This is a genomic window from Streptomyces flaveolus (assembly GCF_000716535.1).
GTDB lineage: Bacteria > Actinomycetota > Actinomycetes > Streptomycetales > Streptomycetaceae > Streptomyces > Streptomyces flaveolus_A.
Genome location: NZ_JNWV01000069.1, coordinates 1 through 24,380 on the forward strand (window position 1 = coordinate 1; position 24,380 = coordinate 24,380).

The window sequence follows — 24,380 nt, forward strand, 5'->3', positions numbered from 1 at the left end:
CCCTCGATCAGGCCGATGCGCCAGCGGTAGTTGTAGAGGACGATGGCGGCGTAGTCGGGGTTGTGGAAGGCCTGGGCGGTGCGGTCGAAGGTGGCGTCGTCGAACTTCCAGTTGGGGGAGACGACGGTCCACACGTAACGGCACAGCGCTATGCGGTCGTCGAGGTTCTCCATGGCCTTCTTGCCGCGGGGGGTGGCGAAGTACCACTGGTACCACCAGAGGTGTTCGACGGCCGGGGCGGCGGGCGCCAGCTGTGCCTTGACGTTGGTGATGAGGTAACCGCTGGTGGAGACCAGGGCCTTGACGCGCTCGGGCCACAGGGCGGCCAGCCGTGCAGCAGGATGACCACCGGGCCGTGCGCCGGGCCGGCCTCGGCGTAGCCGATGTCGAGGACGCCCGCCTTGACCTGCTTCAGCGCGGGGAAGGTGGTGTGCGTGCCGGGAGTGACGGGAGGCACGGTGGGAGCGGGCCCACCTCTCGTCTGGTGCGAGGCGGCAGTGGCGGACGCCTGGTTCCGCAGGCCGGACAGCGAGACCGCCGCCGCGCCGGTGCCCAGGCCGACAGCCTTGCTGAAAGTACGCCTCTTGATCATCTGAAATCCTCCGTGGTGCGTTTCTCCGGTGACCGGTCCGCGCCCGGGAACGCCCGGGAACTCGCGAAGGGAGTCCCCTGTGCCGGGCAGTGGTGCACAGGCCGCTCCTCCCGTGGCTGGGCCGGCGGTACACACGTTCGTCCGCGACAAAAACGGACACATCCGTCACTCGACGGTACGACGCGCACGGCGACACCGCCGTCCCGCGCGCCTCATGTACGACCGACCCCGGAAGCGAAACCGCAGGTGGCGGGCCGTACGGCGCCCCGCCCGCCCAAGCCGGATCCCCCTGTCGTCGGGACCGGCGGCGGCGAGACCCGCGATCCGGCGCACGTCCGCAGCACCGCCGGGGACATTGTCATGGGCCTGAATAAAAGAAGGAAGGATGAAGTAAGCAAATCGGACATAGATGACTATTGCTTGATATAAAGATCACGTGAAGGCGTGACCGGTCCAGGGGTGGGCGGTACGGCCGCGCCGGTTGTCTGAGATTGGAGCTTCTAAGGAGAGGCATGCGGCCCTTCAGAATCACGGCAACCCGACAGGCGCCGGTTCCCGTGTCGCGTCGGCCGACCCATCCGGAAGGCACCCAGGCACGCTGGTACGGCCCCCTGTCCGTCTGTGTGGATCTGGCCGGCGCGGCACTGCCGGTCACGGCGGCGATCGTAGAGGTCCACGAACCCCACCCCCTGCGCCTGGCGGCCGTCGCCGCCCTGGTGTGGCCGCTGATCAGGGTGGTCGGCAAGCGGTACACACCCTCCGCCTGGGGCGACGGCGGCGGTCTGGCAGCCGTTCTCAGGGACTGGCTGCTGCTGGTCGGCGCGCTGGCGACGCTGCGTGTGCTGTGCGGGCTGGAGAGCGTGCCGGCCGAAGCCTTCACGGCGCTGATCCCCGCGCTGGTCCTCACCGCGGCCTGCCACAAGGTGATCCACCGTCATCTGCTGGCCGCCCGCCGCAACGGCCGCGCGCTGCGCCACGTCGTGGTGGTCGGCGAGGGCGCGACGATCGACGCGGTGGTCGGTCAGCTGGCCCAGCGCACCGACCACGAGTACGTCATCGTGGGCTGCTGCCCGGTCGGGGAGGACGAGGTGCTCTCCGGTGTTCCCGTGTACGCGCGGCTGCCCCGAGAGGAGCCCGGCACCCCCGACGAGGACGCCGCCACGGTGCTCGGGGCGGCCGACGAACTCTCCGCCGACCTGGTCTTCGTGGCGCCGGACCGCCACCTGTCGGGCGAGCGGCTGCGCCGGCTGTCCTGGTCGATGCACGACCGGGGCTGCCCCATGGTCGTGCTGCCCGGCATCGTCGAGGTCGCCCGCCGGCGGGTCCGGCTCACCTCGGCGTCCGGACTCACCCTGCTGCACATCTCACCGCCGCTGCGCCGTGGCATGCCGGCCCTGCTGAAGACCGCCGTGGACCGCGTGGGGGCGCTGCTGCTGATCGTGCTGCTCTCCCCGCTGCTGTTCCTGCTGGCGCTGGCCGTGCGGCTCGGCTCACCCGGTCCCGCCTTCTACCGACAGATCCGGGTCGGGCAGTACAACAGGCCGTTCCCGATGTGGAAGTTCCGCACGATGGTGGTCGACGCGGACCGGCTGAAGGACGAGCTGGAGGCGGCGAACGAGAACGACGGCCACATGTTCAAGATGCGCCGCGATCCCCGGGTCACGCCCCTGGGGCGCGTGCTGCGCCGCTACTCGCTGGACGAGCTGCCCCAGCTGTTCAACGTCCTCCTCGGCCACATGTCCCTGGTCGGCCCGCGCCCCCCGGTGCCGGAGGAGGTCGTCAAGTACAACCCGGTGGAGATGCGCCGGCTGCACGTCAAGCCGGGCCTGACCGGGCTGTGGCAGGTGAGCGGGCGGTCGGACCTGTCCTGGCACGAGACGGTCTCGCTCGACCTGCGCTATGTCGACAACTGGTCCCCGTCCATGGACATGAACGTGATGGCCCGCACCGTACGCGCGGTGCTGAACGGCCAGGGCGCCTACTGAAGTTCCTCCATCCGGGCAAGCCTGCCGTCAACACGCGTCGATCGCGGCGGGTTCGCCTCCCGGGGCGTGAAGGATCACGCGAAGGATCACCGAGCTGAACGCCTCGGCCCTCGGGAAGGAACCCGGAAGGAACACCGTCATGGCGCAGACCGCAGCCGCTCCGCACCGGCCCGTCGTGGAGCGATCCCTGCGCGGCTTCACCGGGGCCGGGTACGACAAGGGGCGCCCCCTGCTCGTACAGGCCGCCTGGTTCGCCGTCCTCCACCTGGTCTTCGTCAAGTGGTGGTGCCCGGACCGCTGGCGCCCGGTGCTGCTGCGCGCCTTCGGCGCCCGGGTCGGACGGCGCGTGCTGATCCGGCACGGGGTGCGGGTGCACTGGCCGTGGAAGCTGGAGGTCGGCGACGACGTGTGGATCGGCGAGGAGGCCTGGATCCTCAACCTCGAACCCGTCACGATCGGCAGCGACTGCTGTGTCTCCCAGGGCGCGTTGCTGTGCACGGGCAGCCATCGCGCCCGTTCCGCCACGTTCGAGTTCGACAACGGCCCCATCCGGCTGGAGCCGGGAAGCTGGGTCGCGGCCCGTGCCGTCGTCCTGCGCGGTGTCACGGTCGGCCGGGGCGCCGTGGTGGGCGCCGGCGCCGTCGCCCACCGGGACCTCGCGCCCGGCGCGGTCCTGACGACGAAGGGACGTACGGCATGAGACTGCTCCACGTGGTCACGCTCATCAGCGACGACGGTGCCTTCGGCGGTCCGCCGAGCGTCGCGGTCGCCCAGGCGCGGGAGCTGGCCGCACGCGGTCACGACGTCGCGCTGATGTCGCTGTGGCGGGGCAGCGGCCGGGCACCGGAGCGCATCGGCACCGTCCGGCTGCGCTCCCGTCCGGCCCGTACACTGCTGCCGGGGCGGGGCTTCATCGGCCTGCTGCACCCCCTCCTCGTACGCGATCTGTGGCGGGCCATGGGCGGCACCGAGGTCGTGCACGTGCACGCGGGGCGCGACCTGGTATCCCTGTCCGCCCTCGCCGTCGCCGCCCTGCGCCGCGTGACCTGTGTGGCGCAGACGCACGGCATGGTGGAGCCGCGCACCGCGCTCCCCGTCCGGCTGTTCGACCTGCTGTACCTGCCGTTGCTGCGCCGGGCGCGCGCCTGCTGCGTGCTGACCGAGCAGGAACGCGGGCTGGTGGCGCGGGTGCTGGGGCCGGACGGCCCGCCGCTGCGGATCCTGCCCAACGGCATCGAGCCGGGCCCGCCCGAACCGGCGCCGCGGCAGCCGCGCGCACCGCACGTGCTGTTCCTGGCCCGGCTGCATCCCCGTAAGCGTCCCGAGGCCTTCGTGGAGATGGCCGCGCTGGTCCACAAGGAGATGCCCGAGGCCCGCTTCACGCTGTACGGCCCGGACGACGGATCGCTGCCCGCCGTGCGCCGGCTCATCGAGGAGGGGCCCGCGGGTGTGGTCCGCTACGGCGGTGCGCTCGACCCCGGCAAGGCGCGCGAGGCGTACCGGACGGCGGCCGTCCATGTACTGGCGAGCGTGAACGAGCCGTTCGGCATGACGGTCATCGAGGCGCTGGCCGCCGGCACGCCCGTGGTCTGCACCGACACCTGCGGCATCGCCGACGAGCTGGCCCGCCGCGGCGCCGCACTCGTCACCGACGGCAGTCCCGAGTCCATGGCGGCAGCGGTCCGCCGGCTGCTCGGCGACCCGGAGCTGTGCGCCCGGATGGCGGAAGCCGGCCGCCGCGTGGTCGAGGACGTCTACTCCATCGGCGCGGTGGCGGACCGGCTGGAGGAGATCTACCGGGGCAGCCGCCGGGACGAGCCCGTCGGCCCGGGCGGTACGGATGACGGCGTACGTCCACCCGACGGCCACCCCCGGCAGGAGCCGGCCGCGACGACCCCGACCGGCTGACCGCACGAGCCCGGCGGCGGATCATTCGGCGGGCATCCCGCGGGCGGCGGCCGCGTTCGACGTCCGTCGTGGTCACCCGGCCCTCCGAGCCCGCCGCCCGGTCGACGCCGAGGACCGAGCCACACGGCAGCGGTACGCCACCTGACTCCGAGCGGCTTCGGCACACGTTCCGGGGCTGTGCCGGTCCATGTTGTCAGTGACGGCGCTCACGGACAGGCCCCCCTGCACCGGTCCGCGAACTCGCCCGCGCCGCTCCCCACCGCACACCGAGATCGTGCCGATCCGCGAGGCCGTCAGGGCGCTTTCGTGTGCGACCCCTCCCGGCACAGGTCCGCGATCGTGTCGGTGTCGGTCTCCGGCGGGGTCGTGGCCGGTGGCGTGGGCCGGGCGGCCACCGGGAGGTGCCCGGTCACCGTCGGCGGCGGTTTCCGGCGGCGCCGCTCACGCCGCGGAGGATGTTCTCGAAGCGGGAGGCGCAGCCCTCCAGGGCGAACTCCCGTCCCCCGCACTCGACAAGCGCGCCCATCCACGAGACCGTCAGGGCGCGTTCGTGTGCGACCCCTCCCGGCACAGGCCCGCGATCGTGTCGGTGTCGGTCTCCGGCGGGGTCGTGGCCGGTGGCGTGGGCCGGGCGGTCACGCGGGGTGCCCGGTCACCGTCGGCGGCGGTTTCCGGCGGCGCCGCTCACGCCGCGGAGGATGTTCTCGAAGCGGGAGGCGCAGCCCTCCAGGGCGAACTCCCGGCTCCTCCGGCGGGAAGACCGCCGACCCCGCCTGCCGGAGCAGCCGCGCGGCGAGGTTGTCGGCGGGCATCAGGCCGAGCACCGGCCGCCCGGCGCACAGATAGGACAGCGTCTTGGACGGGACCGAGAACTGCCCTGCCTCCGGGTCCAGCAGGACGACGAGGACGTCGCCCGTGCCGAGCACCTCGGGCAGCCGTTCGTACGGCTGGAAGGGCAGCAGGGTCAGGGCGACGCCCCGCGCCGCGGCGGCGTCCCTGAGGACGGGTACGGCGGGGCCGTCGTTGACGACGACGAGACGTACCGGAGTTCCCTGCTCGCGCAGTCGCTCGGCCAGCCGCACCAGCAGCGCCGGGTTGTGTTTCAGCCCGAGCGTGCCGGAGTACAGCATCGTCCGCACGTCGTCGAGACCGTGCTCCGCCGACCAGCCGTTGGCCCGTGCCACCGGGACGATCTCGTCCAGCGGCGCCCAGTTGGGGATGACGGTGACCTTGTCGGCGGTGCCCCACTGCTCGTGGACCCGTACGAACGAGTCGGCGATCACCACGATCGCCGCGGCCTGCCGCGCCGACCACTTCTCGCCCGCCTCGAACACCTTGGCCGCGAGCCCCATCGACTTGGCGACGTCGGCGGCGGCGAAGCTCTTGAGCGCGACCGCGGTCACGTCCTGGTGCCACAGCACCCAGGGGATGCGCAGCCTCTTGAGGACGGCCGCGGTCACGGCCAGGACCGGGATCGGCAGGTTGGACAGCAGCGCCACGTCGGGTTTCTCGCGGCGGACCTGCCGGGCCAGTTCGAGACCCAGCCGGGTCTCCTGGCCGAGCCTGCGGAAGTAGTCCTCCTTGCGCAGCGTGACGCCGTCCCCGATGGTGGCGAAGCGCAGGCCCGCGGTGGGTGCGGCGAGGTCGCCCTTGCCGGAGACGTAGGCCGTGCACGTCGAGTGGACGACCTTGTGACCGCGGCGCGCCAGCTCCCGGCTGAGCTGGGCCTGGAACGGGTGGCCGCTGTAGTCGTGGACGAGGATCCTCATCGTCTCGTGTCCTCGCAACGCGTCGGGCGTCACTGGTGGGAGCGCTTGACCTGGTCGTAGACCCATGCGTAGGTCTGTTCCAGTCCGTCGGCCAGGGAGACCGACGGTTCCCAGCCGTGGATCTCGCGGATCAGGGTGTTGTCGGAGTTGCGGCCGCGCACGCCCTGGGGGGCGTCCAGCCGGTAGCTGCGCTCGCAGCGGATGCCCGCGATCTTCTCGACGATGTCGACGAGTTGGTTGATGGTCACCAGCTCCGAGGAGCCGAGGTTGACCGGTTCGCCGCTGTCTCCCTTCATGATCATCTGGGTGCCGTGCAGGCAGTCGTCGATGTACATGAAGGAACGCGTCTGCCGGCCGTCGCCCCAGATCTCGATCCGGTGGTCGCCGGAGAGCACCGCCTCGGCCACCTTCCGGCACACCGCGGCGGGGGCCTTCTCCCGGCCGCCGGCCCATGTGCCGTGCGGTCCGTAGACGTTGTGGTAGCGGGCGACGCGGGTGGTGAACCCGTAGTCCTCCGCGTAGTGGCGGCACATGCGCTCGGAGAAGAGCTTCTCCCAGCCGTAGCCGTCCTCGGGCTGCGCCGGGTAGGCGTCCTCCTCGCGGAGCGCGGTGACGTTCGGGTCGGTCTGCTTGCCGGCGGCGTAGACGCAGGCGGAGGAGGAGTAGAAGTAGCGCTCCACCCCGGCCTCGTGCGCGGCCTGCAGCATGTGGGTGCTGGTCAGGACGGACATCATGCAGGCGGCCTTGTTGTTCTCGATGAAGCCCATGCCGCCCATGTCGGCGGCCAGCATGTACACCTGCCGCGCGCCCCGGACGCCCGCGCGCGCGTTCTCCAGGAGCGACAGGTCGGCGATCACGTTCTCCGCGGCGTCGTGGACCTGGTACCACTCGTGCCGGGGCTTGATGTCGATGGAGCGGACGGTCAGCCCCTGGGCCAGGAGGGTGCCCACGAGATGGCCTCCGATGAATCCCCCGCCACCGGCAACGACGACGTCGACCTGCTTGCCCATGGGCAACTCCTTTGTCCGAAGATCGGATGGCCTGGTGCGATAAAGCAATGCACATTTGTCCCGATTTTCGGCAAATGGCACGCCGACCGGCCTCCCGGCGTCACCCGTTGACGGCGCTGTACGGACGGCCTCGCGCGAGCCTCGGATTCGCGCGCGCCTGTACGGCTTCATGAGGTACGGGCGCTATAACCCTGTTGATGAGCTTTCAGGCGAAATGCCCGACTGGTGAACACCTTCGGTGGCGAAAGGCTCCCGTCCGCAGTGTGGCCGCGGTCTCCCTCTGGGCCGTGGCCCTGCTGGTCCTGCTGCCGGGGCTGATCCTCCAGTCGGGCGGCGCGCACCTGTCGGTCGCGCTCGCCGTGCAGACCGTGGTGCTGGGACACACCGGTGTGGCCCTCATCCGTGTGCTCACCGCGACGACGGTGCGGCTCGTCGCCCTCGGCTTCTGGGTCTTCGCCTACATCTGGCTGGGCCTCGCGCCCCTGGCGCAGCTCGCCACCGACACCTACCCGTGGGCCTACCGGACCGGTCAGGGGACCGCCCTCACGGCCGTGGCCGTCGTCGAACTCGGGCTCCTCGCCCACAGTGCGGGAACCGCAGTCGCCGCGCGCCGGGAGCGCACCCGCGCGGCCGGGTCCGCCGCCCACTCGCCGGGCCCGGTGGAACGGCTGCTGTCCCGCCGCCTCGCGCCCTGGCGCCTGCTGTCGCTGTGCGCTCTCGCCCTCGCCCTTGCGGTGCTGCTCGTCCCCGGCCAACCGGGCGGCGTCGGCGCCTACTTCACGAGCCGCCAGGCGCTGCGCGAGGCGGGCGTCACCGACGGCTCGGACGGCGCGTTCCTGTCGGCCCTGCGCAGTTGGTCCCTGTCCGTGCCCGCGTTCTGGGCGCTGCTGGGCCTGCTGCACGTACCGCGCGCGCCCGGCGGCGACCGTCTGCTGCGCGGCATCCGCCGGCTGCTGCTGCCGCTGCTCCTCGCCCTGAACGTCGTCGTCAACAACCCGGTCAGCAAACCCCGGTTCTGGTTCGGCACGGTCGTGCTGACCCTGCTGTTCGCCGTCCCCCGGCTGAGCCGGCCCCGTGCCTTCCGCGTCATCGCGGCCACGCTCATGGCGACCGTGCTGCTGCTCTTCCCGTACAGCGACTACTTCCGCTACAGCGACCGGGAGCAGTTCACCGTCGTCTCCCTGTCCGCGCAGTTCACCACCAACGGCGACTACGACGCCTTCCAACAGGTGCAGACCGGCATCGACCTCGCGCGGGACCAGGGCTTCTCACCGCGGGACGTGCTGGGTCCCGTGCTGTTCCCGGTCCCGCGCTCGGTGTGGCCGGACAAGCCGGGGGACACCGGCATCACCCTGGCCCAGTACGCCGGCTACGACTTCCTCAACCTCTCCGCCCCGCTGTGGATCGAGAGTTACCTGTGGGCCGGCCCGCCCGCCGTGGCCGCCGTGTTCTTCCTGCTCGGCGCGGCCGGACGGCGCATGGACGACGTACGCCACCGGCTCCGCGACCGTGCGGGCATCCTCGCGACGTTCCTGGTCCCGGCCTTCGCCTTCTACCAGATCGTCTTCCTGCGCGGCAGCCTGCTGGGGATCGTCGGCCCACTGACGCTGCTGGTGACCGTTCCGCTGCTCGTCACCACCCCCTCCGCCCGCGCACCCCGGCTCGTCCTGTCGGCACCGCCGACCGCACCCACCCGCCCCGCACAGCTCCCCGGAACAGGAGGGCACCCGTGACCGGCCCCATCCATCTCTACGACCGGTACGACGAGCCGGACCAGCTACGCGACCAACTGCGCCGGCTCCTGCGCCACCGCGTCGTCATCGCCCTCGGGATCGTCCTGGGACTGCTCGGCGGCGCCGCCCTGGCCGTCTCCCGCGCCCACACCTACACCTCCACCAGTGAAGTCCTCGTACGCTCCACCGCCGACCCCTTCGGCACGGTCAGCGTGGCCGCCGACAACCAGGTCAGCATGGGCACCGAGCAGCAGATCGCCGCCAGCACCGCGGTCGCCGTCCGCGCGGCACGCCTCATGGGCCAGGCCGCCGGCAGGGCGGCCGCGCTGGAGGACGATCTGCGGATCACCAACCAGGCGAAGTCCCAGGTGCTGCGCTTCGAGTTCACCGCCCGCACCCCGGGTCGCGCGGCGCGTGGCGCCAACGCCTTCGCCGAGGCTTATCTGGCCGACCGCAAGGCCCGTAACGAAGCCGCCGTCCAGCGGGCCACCCGCAGCGTGCAGCAGCAGATCAAGACGGTGGAGGCGGCTCAGCGGAAGGACACGGAGGACGACACCGCCAAGGCCCTGCAGAGCCAGCTGGACACCCTGCACAAGCGCATCGTCGACATCAACTCCCGCGACATCGAGGGGGGTGACATCGTCCGCCGCGGTGAGGCGCCCCGCCGGCCCTCGGTGCCCGGCTGGCCGACCCTGCTCGCGCTCGGACTGGCCGGCGGACTGGCGCTCGGCATCCTGCTGGCCTGGCTGCGCTCCGCCCTCGACACCCGGGTCCGGTCGGCCGACGACGTCCGGGCCGCGCTGCGCACGCCGGTGCTCGGCCTGCTGCCCGGACGCGACGAGGACGACGACCTGCTGACGGTCGGCCGCCAGGGCGGTGACCGGGCCGAGACCCTCCGCGCCCTCGCCTACCGCCTGCGCCGGACCGGTCTGCCCGCCGGCGCGGGCCGGCTCCTCGTCGTGGCCCCCCGGCACGGCGCCGCCACCGAGGAGGTCTCGGTGAACCTGGCCGCGGCCCTCGCGGAGTGCGGCGACGAGGTGCTGTTGGTGGACGCCGACCCCGGCACGCCCGCCCTCACCGAGAGGCTGCCGCTGCTGCCGGACGACGCCCGCACCCCCGAGGACGCCTCCGCCCTGCCCGACGGGAGCCGTCTCGTCGACGCGGGGACCGCCGGGCGGTTCGCCTGCCGCGCCGGCGGCGGCACCGGCTCGCCCGGCCGGCCGGGCGGGTCCGCCGCCGTCCACCGGTTGCCGGCCGGGTCCGACTCCCGCACCACGGTCGTCGTCGCCCGGCCGCTCCTGGAACACGCCGACGCGCTGGCCCTCGCCCAGCGCGTCGACGGCATCCTGCTGGTCGCCGGCCTCGGCACCACCCGGCGGGACGACCTCAGGCGGGTGCACGAGCTGATCGAATGTTCCGGCGGAACCCTCCTCGGCGCCGTGCTCGACTCCGGCCGCCGGCGCGGACGTCTGCGTGCCGTCCTGCGCCGCCGCCCCGCACGCCGCCCGGAGGCGGAGACCGCCACACCGGTCGTGGAGCTTCCGGCACAGGACGACACGCTCTCGGTCTCCCGCGGATGACCGCCCCGGAAGCGACCGCCCCCGCCCCCGCCGCCCCGAACAGCGTCACCGCCGCCGCGCGGGGCGGGTGGTGGGGGGTGGCGGGTTCCGCGACGAACGCCGTCTTCGCCTTCGTCTTCGTCGGTCTGATCACCCGCGCCCTCGGGGCGCAGGGAGCGGGCGCGGTCTTCACGGGCGTGGCCCTGTTCACCATCCTCGGCAACACCTGCAAGCTCGGCGCCGACACCGGGCTCGTCCGTTTCGTCTCGCGCGACATCGCGGTGGGCGGCGGCCGCTCGGTGGGCGGTCTGCTGCGCGTGGCCCTCGTACCCGCGGTCGTGGCCAGTACGGCGGCTGCCCTGCCCCTGCTGCTGTGCCCCGCGCTGGCCACCATGCTCCTGCCGCATCTGCCGCCGGCCGACGCGGTCACCCTGGTCCGCCTCTTCGGGCTGTTCCTGCCCGTCGCCACCGTCGGACTGGTCCTGCTCGGCGCCAACCAGGGCCACGGCACCGTGGTGCCGTTCGTCGGCGTGGAGCAGATCGGCAAACCCGTGCTGCGCGTGCTGATCGCCGTACCGGTGGCGGTCTGCGCGCCCGGCCTGCTCCCCCTGGCCGCGGCGTGGCTGCTGCCCGCGCTGGCCGGCACCGCGGCCGCCTGGCTGGCCCTGCGCCGCTGCCGGGCCGTCCGCGGCACGGCGCACCCTGCCGTGCGCGCGGCCGTACCCTGGCGGGCCTTCTGGAGCTTCGCGGCACCTCGCGCGATCTCGTCCGTCTTCGACATCAGCGCGGTGTGGGTCGGCGTCATCCTGCTGTCCGCGCTGGCCACCGGAGCCGAGGCGGGCGTCTACACCGCCATCGGCCGCGTCGTCACCGCGGGCACCCTGCTGCAACTGGCCGTCCGGCTCGCCGTGGCACCCCAGATCAGCCGGCTGCTCGCCGTCGAGCAGGTCGCCGAGGCACGCCATCTGCACCGCGTGTCGACCTGCTGGATCGTGCTGTTCTCCTGGCCGCTGTTCGTCCTCGTCGCCGCCTTCCCGCGGACCGTGCTGTCGGTCTTCGGCCCGGAGTTCGTCCGCGGAGCGCCCGCCCTGGTCGTGCTGTGCCTGGCCTCGATGGTCAACGTCGCGGTCGGCAACGCCCAGACCGTGCTGCTGATGTCGGGCAGGAGTTCCTGGCATCTGGCCGTCACCGCGGCGGCGTTCACGGTGCAGCTGACGGTCGGCCTGCTCGCCGTGCCGCGGTGGGGCGTCGTCGGGGCCGCCGTGTCCTGGGGCGCGGCCATCGTCGTGGAGAACCTCTCGGCCGCCCTCCTCATCCGGTCGCGCCTCGGCTTCACGACCGTGGACCGCGGCTACACCACGGCCCTCGGCACCGGACTCGCCGTCTCGGTGGTGCTGACCGCCGTCCGTTCACTGCAAGGTGACACGACGTCAGGACTCGCCGCCGGGATGACCTTGGGAATGTGTGTATTTGGTACTACTTTGTGGTGGTATCGCAGGCCGCTGGGAGTGAGCGAGCTGGTCGGAGTTCTACGCCGTCGCGCTGCGTGAGCCCGGGCAGGGGCGTACGGCCGGGCTCAGCAGGCCTCGTGTCGTTCCCGGCGTGTCGCCCGAACCACTGCCATCCGGGGTGTCCATTGCGCCTGAGAAATCTCCCGTCGAGGGCGGCCACCAGTGCGGTCGCCGCCACGCTCCTGTGCTCCGCCGCCCTGCTCCATCCCGCTCCCGCCGCGGCCGCAGGCGCACCCAGGACGTCGTTCACCGCCGATCCGCTGACCACGTGGCAGACGAACGGCATCGTCTGGTCGCTGGCCTCCGCACACGGTGTCGTCTACGTCGGGGGGACCTTCGACTCGGTACGGCCGTCGGGCGCGGAACCCGGCGACCGGGAGGTCCCGCGCCACAACTTCGCCGCGTTCGACGCGGTGACGGGCGCCCTGCTGCCGTGCGCGCCGTCGTTCACCGGAGGCGCGGGAGCCGTCCGCGCCCTGAAGGCCTCCCCGGACGGCCGGGTGCTGTACGTGGGCGGCTCCTTCAGCCGTGCCGGGTCCACCGGTGTGGCCAGCGCCGTCGCCCTGGACACGGCCGACTGCTCCCTGCGCAGGGATTTCCGGCCGGCGGTGTCCGCGACCGTCCGGGCGATCGACGTCACGGACCGCACGGTCTATCTCGGCGGTGACTTCCGCCGGGTCGACGGCCGGACCAGGCAGCACATCGCCGCCTTCACCCCCGAGGGCGCCCTGCGGCCGTTCCGGGCCGACGTCGACGCCCCGGTGCGCGCGCTGTCGGTGGTGCCCTCGCGCAACAAGATCTACGCCGGCGGTGACTTCGAGCGGGTCAACGGCCGGTGGGCCCACTCCCTGGTCGCCCTGGACGCGAGCAGCGGAGCGACCGAGCACACCTTCCCGGACTGGCTGCCGCCCCGGTCGTCGGTGAAGTCGATCGCGCAGGACGGCACCCGCTTCTACGTGGGCGCCGAGGGCCACGGCGAGGGCATCTTCGACGGCCGTATCGCGGGCCGTCTCGACGACGACCGGATGGTGTGGAAGGACACCTGCCACGGCGCCACCCAGGCCGTCCTGCCCTACCAGGGCGTCCTGTACAGCGCCTCGCACGCACACGACTGCACCGAGACACCGGGCGGGTTCCCCGAGCGGCAGGACCGGCAGCACCTGCTGGCCCAGTCGCCCCGGGACAGCAGGATCCTGCACTGGTTCCCCGACACCGACGAAGGGACGGGGGAACAGGTGGGACCCCGTGCGCTGACGGTCGCGCGCGGAGTCCTCTGGGTGGGCGGCGAGTTCACCCGGGTCAACGGCAGGCCCCAGCAGAGCCTCACCCGCTTCGGGGCCGGCCCCGACACCGGGGCACCGGCGGTTCCCGCCCTCTCGCTCTCCGCCAAGCGCCCCGGACAGGTCACCCTGCGCTGGAAGGCCTCGTGGGACCGGGACGACGCGTCGCTCACCTACCGGCTCTACCGGGACGGCCGGCTGATCTCCCGGCAGACACGGTCGTCCACCTACTGGAACCGCCCGTGGATGAGCCACACCGACTCCGTGGAGGCCGGCACCCGTCACCAGTACCGGATCGAGGTGACGGACGGGACGAACACCTCGCCGAAGTCCCCCGCGCTGCGCGTGGCCGTACCCGCGAAGGCGGCGGGTGAGCGATGGAACTGACCCGCATCGGATTCGCACCCGGCGTCTACGACCTGTTCCACATCGGCCACCTCAACATCCTGCGCCAGGCACGCCGGCACTGTGACCGCCTCATCGTCGGAGTCGCCACGGACGACCTGGTCAAGCGGCTCAAGGGCAGACCGCCGGTCGTCCCGCTCGCCGAGCGCCTGGAGATCGTCAGCAACCTGCGCTGCGTCGACGTGGCCGTCGTCGAGTCGGAGGAGGACAAGCTGGAGACGTGGAAGCGGATCGGTTTCCACGTCATCTTCAAGGGCGACGACTGGCGGGGAACGCCCAAGTGGGAAGCGCTGGAACGGCGTTTCGCACAGGTCGGTGTCGAGGTCGTCTACTTTCCCTACACCATGCACACCTCCAGCACGCTGCTGCGCGGTTCCCTGGAGCTGCTCGCCCAGCCCAAGTCGCCGGAGATGCCCTCAGCGCAGCTCGCGGAACCACTTGACCAGGAAGGCCGCCATGAACAGCAGGTGGGCCATCAGCAGTGCGCAGTAAACGGAAAGGAAGACGTGCTGACTGCCCAGGAATAGGAAGCTGAGGCAGGTCACTCCGTAGTCCACCGGCAGGAGCAGCAAGGACCGCAGTGCCGGTGCGGGTTGTGCCGGCACCGGGGCCGCCGTCTGCCGCTTCAGCTGCTCCGTCAGGATTCCGGCGAAGAAGATCACCACGGCCGCCAGCTCGAACAGCATCGGGGCCAGCAGGAAGGCCGGGTCGGGCAGTGAGAAGAACCGGTAGAAGGACACCAGCACGACCAGGTGCACGGTGACCAGTTTGACGCAGTCCAGCACATGGTCCAGCCACTCGCCTGACGGACTTCCCGAGCGCTGCGTGCGGGCGAGCTGTCCGTCCGCGGCGTCGAGGGCGAACCCTACGGCCAGGGCCGCGCAGACGCCGACCGACAGTCCCGGGCCGGGCCGCACCAGGGCGACGGCCGCAAGGGCGGGAAAGGTGAACAGGGCACCGAGCACCGTGAGCTGATTGGGGGTCGCACCGACGCGGTAGGCCAGCGCCGCCAGGACGCGGCCGGCCGGACGGTTCACGAAGAGGGTGTAGACCGACACCCCTTTCGCGGGCTTCTGTGCCGCCGACATGTGCCTGAGCACCTCGATGAACCCGGTCATTTGGCTCCTTATCGGTTGAAAGAAGGGGATTATGACAGAACGGGATGGATCCATGTCCCGTGTCAGCCGTCGGCGACTTCTGCGGGGCGGCGCTTCGGTGCTGGCCGCGACGGCCCTGTCCACCCGTGGCGCGTCCGCCGTCCAGCAGCCCTCCGCCGATCCGGACGCCGTGGTCAACGTGGCCGATCTGGGCGCGGTGGGCGATGGACGGACCGACGACAGCGAAGCCTTCGAGATCGCCTACACGTTCGCCGCCGCGCGTGTCTCCGGGGGAGTCGGCCGTGTGGTGATCGAGATCCCCGCCGGCGATTTCCTCATCACGCGCCCGCAAGCGCTGCTGAACGGTGTCGCTCCCCCGCGACCCGCGAGCGGCCTGCGGTTCTCCGGTGCGGGCAGGCGCATGACCAGTCTCGTCTTCCGTCCCGGCACCGGCCCGGGCTCCTTCCTCTGCCGGAACCGGGACGTGTGGTCGAACCTCTCCTTCGAACGCATGCAGTTCCGCTCGGCCACGCCGGGTGCCTCCTTCTTCGACTCCTACTCGACCGGGCAGGCGCAGGACTACCGGTTCTCCGAGTGCGAGTGGATGGGGGAATGGGAATACGGGCTCGTCCTGAGCGGCACGGACACCAACTCGGAGATGCGGTGGGAGGCGTGCCGGGTCGGTGGGCGCTACCGCCGGGCCTTCCTGTACTCGGGGCTGACGCGGAGCGGTCAGCAGGAACCGAACGACCAGGACCAGTTCCTCAACTACTGGTTCACCGACATGAAGGTCGAATACGAGTGGGGCAACTTCCTGGAGTTCCCCTACGGCGGCTCCATCGCGTGCCGGGGCGGCTCGTACATCATCACGGGCCGACGTCCGCAGAGCACTCCGGAATACGGCACCACCAGCACGTTCTTCCGCTTTCCCGTGGCCCAGCACCACGACTCCGTGCAGCGGTTCCACGCCCAGGACATCCGTTTCGAGGTGCGCGACCCCGACGTGGTCGTCATCGACTGCGTGTGGAACGGCGGCACGGTCCACTTCAGCGACTGCGACGACACCGGCCTCGCCTACAAGGACTTCTCCGCCGAAGTCCGCCCGCACCGCTACAACGTCGGCCCGCGCGGGCCGCTGATCCGCTACGACTCCTGCCAGTTGGTGGGCCGCCACGAGTACCGGCCGGCCTCCGCACCGGACCCCCTCCCGGTCCTCGCCCGCTACGACATGTGTCTGCTCCGCAGTCATACCGAACGTGACTTCGCGGTCGCGGGCGGCACGGACCAGGTCCCGTTCGTCCAGTTCGTCGACTGCATCGACGCCGGCGGCACGAGCGACTCGCCCGCGCCGGCGTCCCCCTCCATCCCGTCCACCCCGCCCCCGTGCCTGGCGCCGAGCCCGAGCCCCGCGTCGGCACCCGAGCCGAGTCCCGCCACGACCCCCTCGCCGCGGCCGGCGACGTCCCCGGAGCCCAGCCCCGCGACGACTCCCGGTACCCCGGACACCCCGGCGCCGCGCGACGCCGCTCAGGCGGACTGCTCCTCCCCGCAACAGAAGCCGCCCTGACCCGGCGTACTCCGTCCGCCTCCATCGGCCGAGGACAGGTCACCCGTGGGAGGGACATCCCGGCGCCGGTGAACCGGCGGCGGACGATTCCGCGCGCAAGCTCACTGACATCCGCAGTCCGACGCCGGAAGTCCGCCCGTCAGCAAGACGGACCGATCCCGGCGGCCATTGCTTCAGGGGGCACCTGACAGTCCCGAAAGAATCATTGCCGCGCTCCGGCCCACACCCTTCACCGGGTTCACCAGGGTGCGGGACGGCAGTGAGCGCCCCCGCGTATCGCACTCCGCCGCGTCATTCCGTGGAATCACGCGGTGGCGCCACGACAGGAAAGGCATCAGGATGTCACGCTTGGCGCATTCGGCGCTGCACCGGGTCCGTCCGGGCATGGCCGCGCTCACCGCTGTCACCGCCGTCACGACACTAGGCCTGTCGGGGCCGCACGCGACGGCCGCGGAACCGCCGGCTGTTCCCCGCGCGGGTGGCGCACCGTCAGGGATCAGCAAACTCACGGGCGAGCTGACGACCCCCTGGGGGATCTCGTTCCTCCGGGGCCGCAACGCGGCGCTGGTGACGGAACGCGACACCGCCGCGGTCTGGAAGGTCGCTCTGAACGGCGCCAAGAAGAAGGTCGGCACGGTGCCGAACGCGGTGTGGAGCGAGCAGACGCAGGACAAGGGCGGTCTGCTGGGTGTCGCCGCGTCACCGACCTGGAACGGGACGACCGACAAGGACGTGTTCTTCATGGAGACCACGGCCAAGGACAACCGTGTGGTCAGGATGAAGTTCGACGGCACCAGGCTGAGCAACTACACCCCCATCCTGACCGGAATCGTCCGGGACACCCAGCACAACGGCGGACAGATCGCCTTCGGGCCCGACGGATATCTGTACGTCGCCACCGGCGACGCCCAGAAGGGCCAATTGGCCCAGGACAGGAAGTCGCTCAACGGAAAGATCCTGCGGATCACCAAGAAGGGTGCCGCGGCTCCCGGAAACCCGTTCGGAACGCGCGTCTACAGCTATGGTCACCGCAATCCCCAGGGACTGGCCTGGGACCGCGCCGGACGGCTGTGGTCGACCGAGATCGGCGCGGAGGCCTGGGACGAACTCAACCTCGTCAAGCCGGGCCGGAATTACGGCTGGCCCACCTGCGAGGGCGCCTGCCGCGCCGGGGGGATGACCAACCCGAAGATGGTCTGGAAGCCCGACGAGGGCGGCGTGCCCGCCCAGATCGCGGTCGTGAACAACGTGATCTACGCCTCGACGCTGAGCGGCCACCGGCTGTGGCGGATTCCGATCGACTCCACCGGCCAGGACGTCGGACGGGCGACGGCCTACTACAACGGCGCGTACGGCCGGTTGCGGGCACTGGTGAAGGTCCCCGGCGCGGACCAGCTCTGGCTGGGCACGAGCGACCGCGGCACCGACAAGGACCTCATCCTCAAGGTGACCATCAGGTAGCGGCGGTCGACCGAGAACTCCCTCCCGCCCGGGAGGGGAACACCCCGTTGCAGAAAGGAAGGTACGCACCATGACCGAAGCCGTCGAGCAGGTCGAGCAGCCCGCCCGCACGACCGAGGAGATCGACCGGACCGCCTGGCAGACCCCCGGATACGTGGTCGTCGACACCGCGCTGGAGGTCACCGCCTACTCCCTCAGCGTCCGCTAACCGCCGTCATGCTGCTGCAGGTGCTCGGTACCGCGGCCGGCGGCGGCATCCCCCAGTGGAACTGCGCGTGCCCCGGGTGTTCCGGGGCACGCGCCCACCCCGGGCGGCGCCGCCGACACGCCTCGCTGGCCGTCCGTGCCGACGAGGGCCGCTGGTACCTCGTCAACGCCACCCCCGACATCGGCGACCAGATCGAGGCCCACCCGGTCCTCCACCCCGGTCCCGGCCCCCGGCAGACGCCGATCGCCGGAGTCGTGCTCACCGACGCCGAACTCGACCACACCCTGGGGATCGGGCGGCTGCGCGAGGCGGACCGCCTCGAGGTCCTCGCCACCACCCCGGTCCGCGAGGCGGTCGACGTCCGGCTGCGCCTGGGCGCGGTCCTCACCCCGTACACCGCCCTGACCTGGCGGGAGCTGCGGTGCCGGGGGACACAGCCGCTGCACGCCGGCACGGACGTCCCGGCCGGATGCGGCGTACGGATCAGCGCCGTGCCCGTCTCCGGCAAGCGCCCGCGCTACGCCGCCGACGCCCCCGGTGACGACGCCTGGGTCGTCGCGCTGCGCCTGTACGACCCGGCCACCGGCGGGACCGCCCTGTACGCCCCTGCCGTGGCCGCCTGGTCCGAGGCGCTGCACCAGGCCGCCGCCGAGGCCGACTGCGTCATCGTCGACGGCACCTTCTGGGACGACGAGGAGCCCCGCCGCACCGGCATCTCCCCCCGTACCGCGACGGGCATGGGGCACCTGCCCATCGACGGACCGGGCGGCACCGCCGGCATCCTCGCCACGCTGTCCGCCCGCTGCCTCTACACCCACCTCAACAACACGAATCCCCTCGTCGACCCCGCCGCGCCGCAGCACAAGCGGCTCGCCCGGCTGGGCCTCGAGGTGGCCGAAGACGGAATGGTGATCGAGCTGTGACCACGACACTCGCCCCGCCGGCGAGGCCCTGGAGCCGCGCCGAGTTCGAGGACCGCCTGCGCGCGGTGGGCCAGGACCGCTATCACGACCGCCATCCCTTCAACGTCCGCATGCACCAGGGCGACCTCGGCCCGGACGAGGTGCGCTGCTGGATCACCAACCGCTTCCACTACCAGCGCCACATCCCGGTCAAGGACGCGCTGATCATCGCGAAGCTGGACTCGTCGAGGCTGCGGCGCATGTGGCTGCGGCGGATCGAGGACCACGACGGACGCGGCGAGGGCGAGGGCGGCATCGAGCGCTGGCTGCGGCTCGGCGAGGCGGCCGGCGTGGACCGCGAGACCCTGTTGTCGGGCGGGACCGTGCTGCCGGGCGTCCGGCTCGCCGTGGAGGGCTACGTCAACTTCTGCCGCCTGCGCTCCACCCTGGAGGCCGTCGCCGCCTCGCTCACCGAGCTGACCGCCCCCGATCTCATGCGCCTGCGCATCGAGGCGTTCGAGCGTCACTACCCCTGGATCGCGTCGGACGGGCTCGCCTACTTCCGCGCCCGCGTCGACCAGGGCCGGCGCGACAGTGCCGAGGCGCTGGACCTCGTGCTGGAGTGGGCCCGCACCCGCGAGGAGCAGGAGAAGGCCGTGGCCGCGCTCTCCTTCAAGTGCGACGTGCTGTGGTCCCTGCTCGACGCCGTCCAGCAGTACGCGGCAGGGTGCGGGCACACCGGGCAGGACGAGGGAGCGCAGGACCGGGACGGCGCATGGGAGCGGGTGTGATGCCGAAGACCGCGGAACAGTGGTGCCCGGCGCTCGCCCCGGCGCTGATGCTGCGGCACGACGCCGTGCGCGGCAGGGACCTGCTGGTCCTGCCGGAACGCGTGGTCGTTCTCGAAGGGCACGGCGGCATGGTCGTCGGCCTGTGCGACGGCACTCGCACCGTGTCCGGAATCGTCGGCGAGCTGGCCGAGCGCTTTCCCGGCGCGCCGGTGGCCGGCACCGTCCCGGCCTTCCTCGACAGCCTGCGGCAGGAGGGCTGGCTGACGTGACCACCCTCGTGAACCCCGGGCCCGTCGTGGCGCCCGCACCCCCGTGGGCCCTGCTCGCCGAGCTCACCCACGCCTGCCCGCTGCACTGCCCGTACTGCTCGAACCCGCTGGAACTGGCCCGTCGTTCCAGCGAGTTGAGCACCGACGAGTGGGCGGACGTACTGCGTCAGGCCGGTGAACTGGGCGTCGTGCACACCCATCTGTCCGGCGGCGAGCCGTTGCTGCGCCCGGATCTGGAGCGGATCGTCGCCGCCGCCGAGGCCGCCGGGATCTACACGCAGCTGGTCACGAGCGGCACCGGGCTGGACGAGGCACGGCTTGCCGCCCTCACCGCGGCCGGGCTGCGCAGTGTCCAGCTCTCCGTCCAGCACGCCGACCCGGGGGCCAACGACCGTATCGCCGGACGCCCCTCCTCCTTCGCCGCGAAGGAACGGGCCGCGGCGCTCGTGCGCCGGGCCGGGCTCCCGCTCGGCCTGAACGTCGTACTGCACCGCGACAACCTCGACGCCGTCGACGCCGTCATCGAGCTGGGCCTGGCCTGGGGTGCGGACCGCATCGAGCTGGCCAACGCGCAGTTCTACGGCTGGGGCCTGCTCAACCGGACCGCGCTGCTGCCCACCCGCGACCAGTTGGCCCGCGCCCGGGAGACGGTGGAGCGCCGCCGGGAGCAACTCGCCGGGCGGATCGACCTGGTGTGGGTCGTCCCCGACTACTTCGACGGCGTGGCCAAACCCTGCATGGGCGGCTGGGGAGCGGTCTCGCTCACCGTGGCGCCGGACGGGACCGTGCTGCCCTGCCCGGCGGCCGCCTCCCTGCCGGGCCTGAACGCGCCGAACGTCCGCGACCACCGGCTCGCCTGGATCTGGGAACGGTCCCCCGCCTTCGACCGCTTCCGCGGCACCGACTGGATGACGGGCCCCTGCCGGGGCTGCCCCCGCCAGGAGGAGGACTTCGGCGGCTGCCGCTGCCAGGCGTTCGCCCTCACCGGCGACGCCGCCCGCACCGATCCGGCGTGCGCGCTCTCCCCCGACCACCACCTCGTCCGCGAACCGGCCGACGGCGACCGGCCCGAGGCGCCGCCGTACGTCTACCGCCGGCCCGGAGCCGTACCGGCACCGGCACCGGCCCCTGCACCCACCGTCGTCACCACTGAGGGCCTGAAGGGCGGGAACTGACCGGCAGACCGTGCATTTCCGTGATCGCCCTTCGCACCCCGCCGAGCGGAGCTAGTGTTCGCACAGCGAGTGACTCACGAGGAGCGAAGACATGGTCGGTCGTCCGAGCACGCGTTGACAGCTGAGGCCGTGAGCGGCCTGTCATCGCGTGCTGCCCTTCATGCGCGGCACAGCGAGCCTCCCCTTCCCGCTGCCTGAAACGGCGCGTCAGTCGTGCACCGGTCGGCGGGTCTCGTCTTCGGTCATCCGAGGGGTGCCTGTGCCGTCGTCCTCCTGCGCTGTATCCGGTTCGGACCGGCCTGTTCCGTCGAGCCTGTGGCGGGACGGTGACTTCCGCCGGCTCTGGGTGGGCCAGACCGCCTCCCAACTGGGCGAACACGCGAGCCTGGTGGTGCTGCCGCTCTTCGCCGTCCTGACGCTGGACGCCGGTGCCGGCCAGTTGGGCGCCCTGCGCGCGGTGGGGCAGGCGCCGATCCTGCTGCTGTCGCTCCTCGCCGGCGCGTGGGTGGACAGGTGGCGGACCCGTACGGTGATGGTGCTGACGGACGCCGGTCGGGCCCTGGCACTGGGCGCCGCCGCCGTGGCCGGACTCCTCGGCGGGCTCGGCCTGCCGGCGCTGCTCGTGGTGGCCTTCGCCGTCGGGGCCCTGTCCGTGTTCTTCGACATGGCTTACCAGACCTCCCTGGTACGCCTGGTGCGGCGCGATCAGTTGGTGCGCGGCAACAGCGCCCTCGAGGGCAGTCGGTCCGCTGCGCAGATCGGCGGTCCGGCCCTCGGCGGTGCGTTGGTGTCGGTGCTGTCGGCGCCGGTCGCCGCCGCCTCCAGCGCGGTGTTCTTCGCGCTGTCGTTCCTGTCGATCCGACGGATCGGTCGCCGCGAATGCCTCCCGGAACGCCCGGCACGTCCTCCTCGGGTCTGGCGGCGGATCCATGAGGGCCTCCGCTTCGTCGCCGGTGACACCTCGCTGCGGGCCGTGTGCCTGGCATCGGCCGCCTTCCAGTTCTTCTTCGCGGCCGTGATGACCGTCTATCTGCTGTTCCTGCCACGGGACCTGCACCTGTCGGGCACCGCCGTCGGGCTGGCCCTCGCGGCGACGGGGCCGGGCGCGCTCCTGGGCTCACTGCTGGCCGCCCGCCTGCCGAGCCGTTTCGGACACGGCGCCGTCCTCGTGTCCGCGGCAGCGCTCGGCGACGGCGTGTTCCTCCTCGTGCCCGCGCTGCACGGCCCCTCCGCGGTGACGGTCCCCGCGCTCCTCACGGTCAACTTCGTCTTCGGGACCTTCGGCCAGCTGGTGAACGTCACAGTCATGGCCGTCCGGCAGACCGTCGCTCCGGGCCGGATGCAAGGCCGCGTGGCCGCGACGATCAACTTCGCCGGCATGGGAACCGCCCCGCTCGGCTCGCTGCTCGGCGGGTTCCTCGCGGAAGAGTGGGGGACGCGCACGAGCCTCCTGGTGACAGCCGCCGGCATGCTGCTGTCGCCGGCGGTGATGGCCATGTCCCCGCTCGCCCGCCTGGGACGGACGCTTCCCGGCCCGTCGGGGAGTCCGGTCCCGTCCTCGTGACGGCCTCCCTCACCGCGAGCGGCCGGCACAGGTCGGGAGGCTCGGGGTCACAGCCCCCACAGTCCCTTTCCGAGGGTGCAGGCTCCTCCCGCCAGGGCGAGCAGGAGGACGAGCAGACGTGCCCGGTCCTCCGGTACGCGCCCGGCGAGTCGCCTGCCGATCAGGGCGCCCGCGGTCATCGCGCCGGCGGCGAGGCCCCAGACCGGGGCGCTGAGTGCCGGTGTCCCGTTGGATGCCACCGAGACGGCGTTGACGAGGACTCCGTAGAACTGTGCGTTGGGCACGAACTCCGCGACGGACCACTCCGCGTTGACGGCGTACAGGGACACGGGCGGACCGCCCACGCCCGCCGCCGAGTTCATGAAACCGCCGACGGCACCGGCGGTGACCGCACCCGCGCCACCGCGCAGGGCGGCGACGCGCGTGCCACGCATCACGAGCAGGACGGCCACGGTCACCAGCGCGCCCATGGCGGCCATCAGCAGGGGTTCGGGCAGCCACCGTGCCACCCAGGTCCCGGCCGGCACGGTGCACACGGCCGCGAGGCACAACGGCACCATCGTGTTCAGCCGCACGCTGCGCCATCCGACGGCGAGCCCGGCGACACTGATGGCTCCGGCGGCACAGTTGGCGAGCACAACGCCTTCGGCCGGACCGAGGAGCAGCACCAGCGCGGGAACGGCGACGAGCGCGAAGCCCATCCCGGTGAGCCACTGCACGCAGGCACCCAGCAGCACGATCCCGCCCAGCAGCACGTGCTGCGCCCACGCACCCGTCACCGGCGGCCTCCTCTCGGACGTACGGACGGCCAGGGAGCGCCAGGCTACGCAGGGCCGGGGATCGGGAACAGACACGTGACCACCTGGCGCCAGGCGATGCGGTGCGCGAGACTGCGAGTCCGAGGCCGTGCGTGAAGGGGTTGTGATGCAGGTAGCCGTGGTCACCTTCGACGGGTTCAACGAGCTCGACAGTTTCATCGCTTCCGCGCTGATCAACCGGTGCCGCGAGGACGGCCTGGAAGCCTTCATCACGACGCCGACGCCGGTGGTCACGTCGATGAGCGGCGTCGAGGTGACGGGGCAGCGCCCCATGGAGTTCGTCACCGAGGCCGAGGTCGTGCTGATCGGCAGTGGCGTGCGGACGCGGGACGTGGTCGCCGACGATCACCTGGTCTCCCGGCTGCGGCTCGACCCGTCGCGCCAGCTGATCGGCGCGCAGTGCTCGGGCGCGCTGGTGCTCGCCCGGCTGGGGTTGCTGGAGGGCATGCCGGCGTGCACGGACAGGAAGAGCCGGCCGTTCGTCGAGGCCCGAGGCGTCACCGTGCTGGACGTGCCGTTCCACGCCGAGGGCAACATCGCCACGGCGGGTGGTTGCCTGGCGTCCCAGTACCTCGCCACCTGGGTGATCACCCGGACGCTCGGGGACGAGGCCGCACGGGACGTCCTCGACTACGTGGCTCCCGTCGGCGAGAACCGGGAGACCGTCGATCGCGCGCTGCGTGCCGTCCACGCGGACGCGGCCGCGCTGCGCTGACGCGGAGGCGCTGCACTGACGCGGCTGCGCTGCACCGACTTCTAAACCATCCGGTTGTTTT

General features: G+C 72.0%; 21 protein-coding genes and 1 pseudogene. 17 read left to right on the forward strand and 5 right to left on the reverse strand.

The window, feature by feature from the left end; genetic code table 11:
• Positions 1 to 592 (reverse strand): annotated as a pseudogene (locus OO52_RS53675) (hypothetical protein); the annotation flags it as partial.
• 623 nt (positions 593 to 1,215) lie between these two features.
• On the opposite strand from OO52_RS53675, the gene OO52_RS43355 reads away from it, so the two are divergent.
• From OO52_RS43355 to OO52_RS43365, 3 genes are all read left to right on the forward strand, one after another.
• Positions 1,216 to 2,577: a sugar transferase gene (locus tag OO52_RS43355; RefSeq protein WP_030658358.1), complete on the forward strand. Its 1,362-nt coding sequence runs from the start codon at positions 1,216 to 1,218 to the stop codon at positions 2,575 to 2,577.
• 139 nt (positions 2,578 to 2,716) lie between these two features.
• On the forward strand, positions 2,717 to 3,277 hold the full coding sequence (locus OO52_RS43360) for a DapH/DapD/GlmU-related protein (RefSeq protein WP_030658360.1): 561 nt from the start codon (positions 2,717 to 2,719) through the stop codon (positions 3,275 to 3,277).
• Positions 3,274 to 4,485, forward strand: coding sequence for a glycosyltransferase (locus OO52_RS43365; RefSeq protein WP_030658363.1), 1,212 nt, complete (start codon positions 3,274 to 3,276; stop codon positions 4,483 to 4,485). The genes OO52_RS43360 and OO52_RS43365 overlap by 4 nt, the downstream gene beginning before the upstream one ends.
• 635 nt (positions 4,486 to 5,120) lie before the next feature.
• Here OO52_RS43365 and OO52_RS43370 read toward each other — a convergent pair.
• Positions 5,121 to 6,254 carry a glycosyltransferase family 4 protein gene (locus OO52_RS43370; protein ID WP_245240329.1) on the reverse strand — a complete coding sequence of 378 codons (1,134 nt, stop codon included), beginning with the start codon at positions 6,252 to 6,254 and terminating at the stop codon, positions 5,121 to 5,123.
• A 29-nt stretch (positions 6,255 to 6,283) separates the two neighbouring features.
• Entirely contained in the window at positions 6,284 to 7,264 is a 981-nt protein-coding gene (locus tag OO52_RS43375) for an NAD-dependent epimerase/dehydratase family protein (RefSeq protein ID WP_030658366.1), read from the reverse strand.
• A gap of 263 nt (positions 7,265 to 7,527) precedes the next feature.
• On the opposite strand from OO52_RS43375, the gene OO52_RS43380 reads away from it, so the two are divergent.
• From OO52_RS43380 to OO52_RS43400, 5 genes are all read left to right on the forward strand, one after another.
• Positions 7,528 to 8,997, forward strand: coding sequence for a hypothetical protein (locus OO52_RS43380; protein WP_030658369.1), 1,470 nt, complete (start codon positions 7,528 to 7,530; stop codon positions 8,995 to 8,997).
• Positions 8,994 to 10,577: a hypothetical protein gene (locus OO52_RS43385; RefSeq protein WP_030658371.1), complete on the forward strand. Its 1,584-nt coding sequence runs from the start codon at positions 8,994 to 8,996 to the stop codon at positions 10,575 to 10,577. Before OO52_RS43380 ends, OO52_RS43385 begins: the two co-directional genes overlap by 4 nt.
• A complete protein-coding gene (locus OO52_RS43390; protein ID WP_030658374.1) occupies positions 10,574 to 12,106 on the forward strand; it encodes a lipopolysaccharide biosynthesis protein in 1,533 nt (510 codons plus the stop codon). The genes OO52_RS43385 and OO52_RS43390 overlap by 4 nt, the downstream gene beginning before the upstream one ends.
• A gap of 86 nt (positions 12,107 to 12,192) precedes the next feature.
• The gene (locus tag OO52_RS43395; RefSeq protein ID WP_030658376.1) at positions 12,193 to 13,734 is read left to right on the forward strand and encodes a hypothetical protein; all 1,542 of its coding nucleotides are present in this window, start codon (positions 12,193 to 12,195) and stop codon (positions 13,732 to 13,734) included.
• Positions 13,725 to 14,279, forward strand: coding sequence for an adenylyltransferase/cytidyltransferase family protein (locus OO52_RS43400; RefSeq protein WP_030658378.1), 555 nt, complete (start codon positions 13,725 to 13,727; stop codon positions 14,277 to 14,279). Before OO52_RS43395 ends, OO52_RS43400 begins: the two co-directional genes overlap by 10 nt.
• Here the strand turns inward: OO52_RS43400 and OO52_RS43405 are convergent.
• A complete protein-coding gene (locus tag OO52_RS43405; RefSeq protein WP_030658380.1) occupies positions 14,169 to 14,870 on the reverse strand; it encodes a CDP-alcohol phosphatidyltransferase family protein in 702 nt (233 codons plus the stop codon). The genes OO52_RS43400 and OO52_RS43405 overlap by 111 nt on opposite strands.
• Positions 14,871 to 14,922: 52 nt before the next feature.
• On the opposite strand from OO52_RS43405, the gene OO52_RS43410 reads away from it, so the two are divergent.
• The 8 genes from OO52_RS43410 to OO52_RS43445 all read left to right on the forward strand — a co-directional run bounded on the left by OO52_RS43410 (position 14,923) and on the right by OO52_RS43445 (position 22,786).
• Complete coding sequence (locus OO52_RS43410; protein WP_030658382.1) at positions 14,923 to 16,416, forward strand: glycosyl hydrolase family 28-related protein; 1,494 nt, start codon at positions 14,923 to 14,925, stop codon at positions 16,414 to 16,416.
• A 348-nt stretch (positions 16,417 to 16,764) separates the two neighbouring features.
• The gene (locus tag OO52_RS43415; RefSeq protein ID WP_231408389.1) at positions 16,765 to 17,877 is read left to right on the forward strand and encodes a PQQ-dependent sugar dehydrogenase; all 1,113 of its coding nucleotides are present in this window, start codon (positions 16,765 to 16,767) and stop codon (positions 17,875 to 17,877) included.
• 70 nt (positions 17,878 to 17,947) lie between these two features.
• Entirely contained in the window at positions 17,948 to 18,085 is a 138-nt protein-coding gene (pqqA, locus tag OO52_RS43420) for a pyrroloquinoline quinone precursor peptide PqqA (protein WP_014669248.1), read from the forward strand.
• A gap of 8 nt (positions 18,086 to 18,093) precedes the next feature.
• The gene (pqqB, locus tag OO52_RS43425) at positions 18,094 to 19,008 is read left to right on the forward strand and encodes a pyrroloquinoline quinone biosynthesis protein PqqB (protein ID WP_030658386.1); all 915 of its coding nucleotides are present in this window, start codon (positions 18,094 to 18,096) and stop codon (positions 19,006 to 19,008) included.
• Complete coding sequence (gene pqqC, locus OO52_RS43430) at positions 19,005 to 19,778, forward strand: pyrroloquinoline-quinone synthase PqqC (RefSeq protein WP_030658388.1); 774 nt, start codon at positions 19,005 to 19,007, stop codon at positions 19,776 to 19,778. The genes pqqB and pqqC overlap by 4 nt, the downstream gene beginning before the upstream one ends.
• On the forward strand, positions 19,778 to 20,047 hold the full coding sequence (pqqD, locus tag OO52_RS43435) for a pyrroloquinoline quinone biosynthesis peptide chaperone PqqD (protein WP_231408390.1): 270 nt from the start codon (positions 19,778 to 19,780) through the stop codon (positions 20,045 to 20,047). Before pqqC ends, pqqD begins: the two co-directional genes overlap by 1 nt.
• A complete protein-coding gene (pqqE, locus tag OO52_RS43440) occupies positions 20,044 to 21,222 on the forward strand; it encodes a pyrroloquinoline quinone biosynthesis protein PqqE (protein WP_030658391.1) in 1,179 nt (392 codons plus the stop codon). Before pqqD ends, pqqE begins: the two co-directional genes overlap by 4 nt.
• A 313-nt stretch (positions 21,223 to 21,535) precedes the next feature.
• The gene (locus OO52_RS43445; RefSeq protein ID WP_234339996.1) at positions 21,536 to 22,786 is read left to right on the forward strand and encodes an MFS transporter; all 1,251 of its coding nucleotides are present in this window, start codon (positions 21,536 to 21,538) and stop codon (positions 22,784 to 22,786) included.
• A 47-nt stretch (positions 22,787 to 22,833) separates the two neighbouring features.
• Here the strand turns inward: OO52_RS43445 and OO52_RS43450 are convergent, their stop codons facing one another.
• Positions 22,834 to 23,565 (reverse strand): sulfite exporter TauE/SafE family protein, encoded by a 732-nt coding sequence (locus OO52_RS43450; RefSeq protein WP_030658396.1) that lies wholly within the window; start codon positions 23,563 to 23,565, stop codon positions 22,834 to 22,836.
• A 145-nt stretch (positions 23,566 to 23,710) separates the two neighbouring features.
• On the opposite strand from OO52_RS43450, the gene OO52_RS43455 reads away from it, so the two are divergent.
• The gene (locus OO52_RS43455) at positions 23,711 to 24,319 is read left to right on the forward strand and encodes a DJ-1/PfpI family protein (RefSeq protein WP_030658398.1); all 609 of its coding nucleotides are present in this window, start codon (positions 23,711 to 23,713) and stop codon (positions 24,317 to 24,319) included.
• Positions 24,320 to 24,380 lie beyond the last annotated feature (61 nt).

Coding starts and splice junctions, on each gene's coding strand:
- OO52_RS43360 (WP_030658360.1), top strand. CDS start 2,717: ATGGCGCAGACCGCAGCCGCTCCGCACCGGCCCGTCGTGGAGCGATCC.
- pqqA (WP_014669248.1), top strand. CDS start 17,948: ATGACCGAAGCCGTCGAGCAGGTCGAGCAGCCCGCCCGCACGACCGAG.
- OO52_RS43390 (WP_030658374.1), top strand. CDS start 10,574: ATGACCGCCCCGGAAGCGACCGCCCCCGCCCCCGCCGCCCCGAACAGC.
- pqqB (WP_030658386.1), top strand. CDS start 18,094: ATGCTGCTGCAGGTGCTCGGTACCGCGGCCGGCGGCGGCATCCCCCAG.
- OO52_RS43410 (WP_030658382.1), top strand. CDS start 14,923: ATGTCCCGTGTCAGCCGTCGGCGACTTCTGCGGGGCGGCGCTTCGGTG.
- OO52_RS43455 (WP_030658398.1), top strand. CDS start 23,711: ATGCAGGTAGCCGTGGTCACCTTCGACGGGTTCAACGAGCTCGACAGT.
- OO52_RS43405 (WP_030658380.1), bottom strand. CDS start 14,870: ATGACCGGGTTCATCGAGGTGCTCAGGCACATGTCGGCGGCACAGAAG.
- OO52_RS43375 (WP_030658366.1), bottom strand. CDS start 7,264: ATGGGCAAGCAGGTCGACGTCGTCGTTGCCGGTGGCGGGGGATTCATC.
- OO52_RS43370 (WP_245240329.1), bottom strand. CDS start 6,254: ATGAGGATCCTCGTCCACGACTACAGCGGCCACCCGTTCCAGGCCCAG.
- pqqD (WP_231408390.1), top strand. CDS start 19,778: ATGCCGAAGACCGCGGAACAGTGGTGCCCGGCGCTCGCCCCGGCGCTG.
- OO52_RS43365 (WP_030658363.1), top strand. CDS start 3,274: ATGAGACTGCTCCACGTGGTCACGCTCATCAGCGACGACGGTGCCTTC.
- OO52_RS43400 (WP_030658378.1), top strand. CDS start 13,725: ATGGAACTGACCCGCATCGGATTCGCACCCGGCGTCTACGACCTGTTC.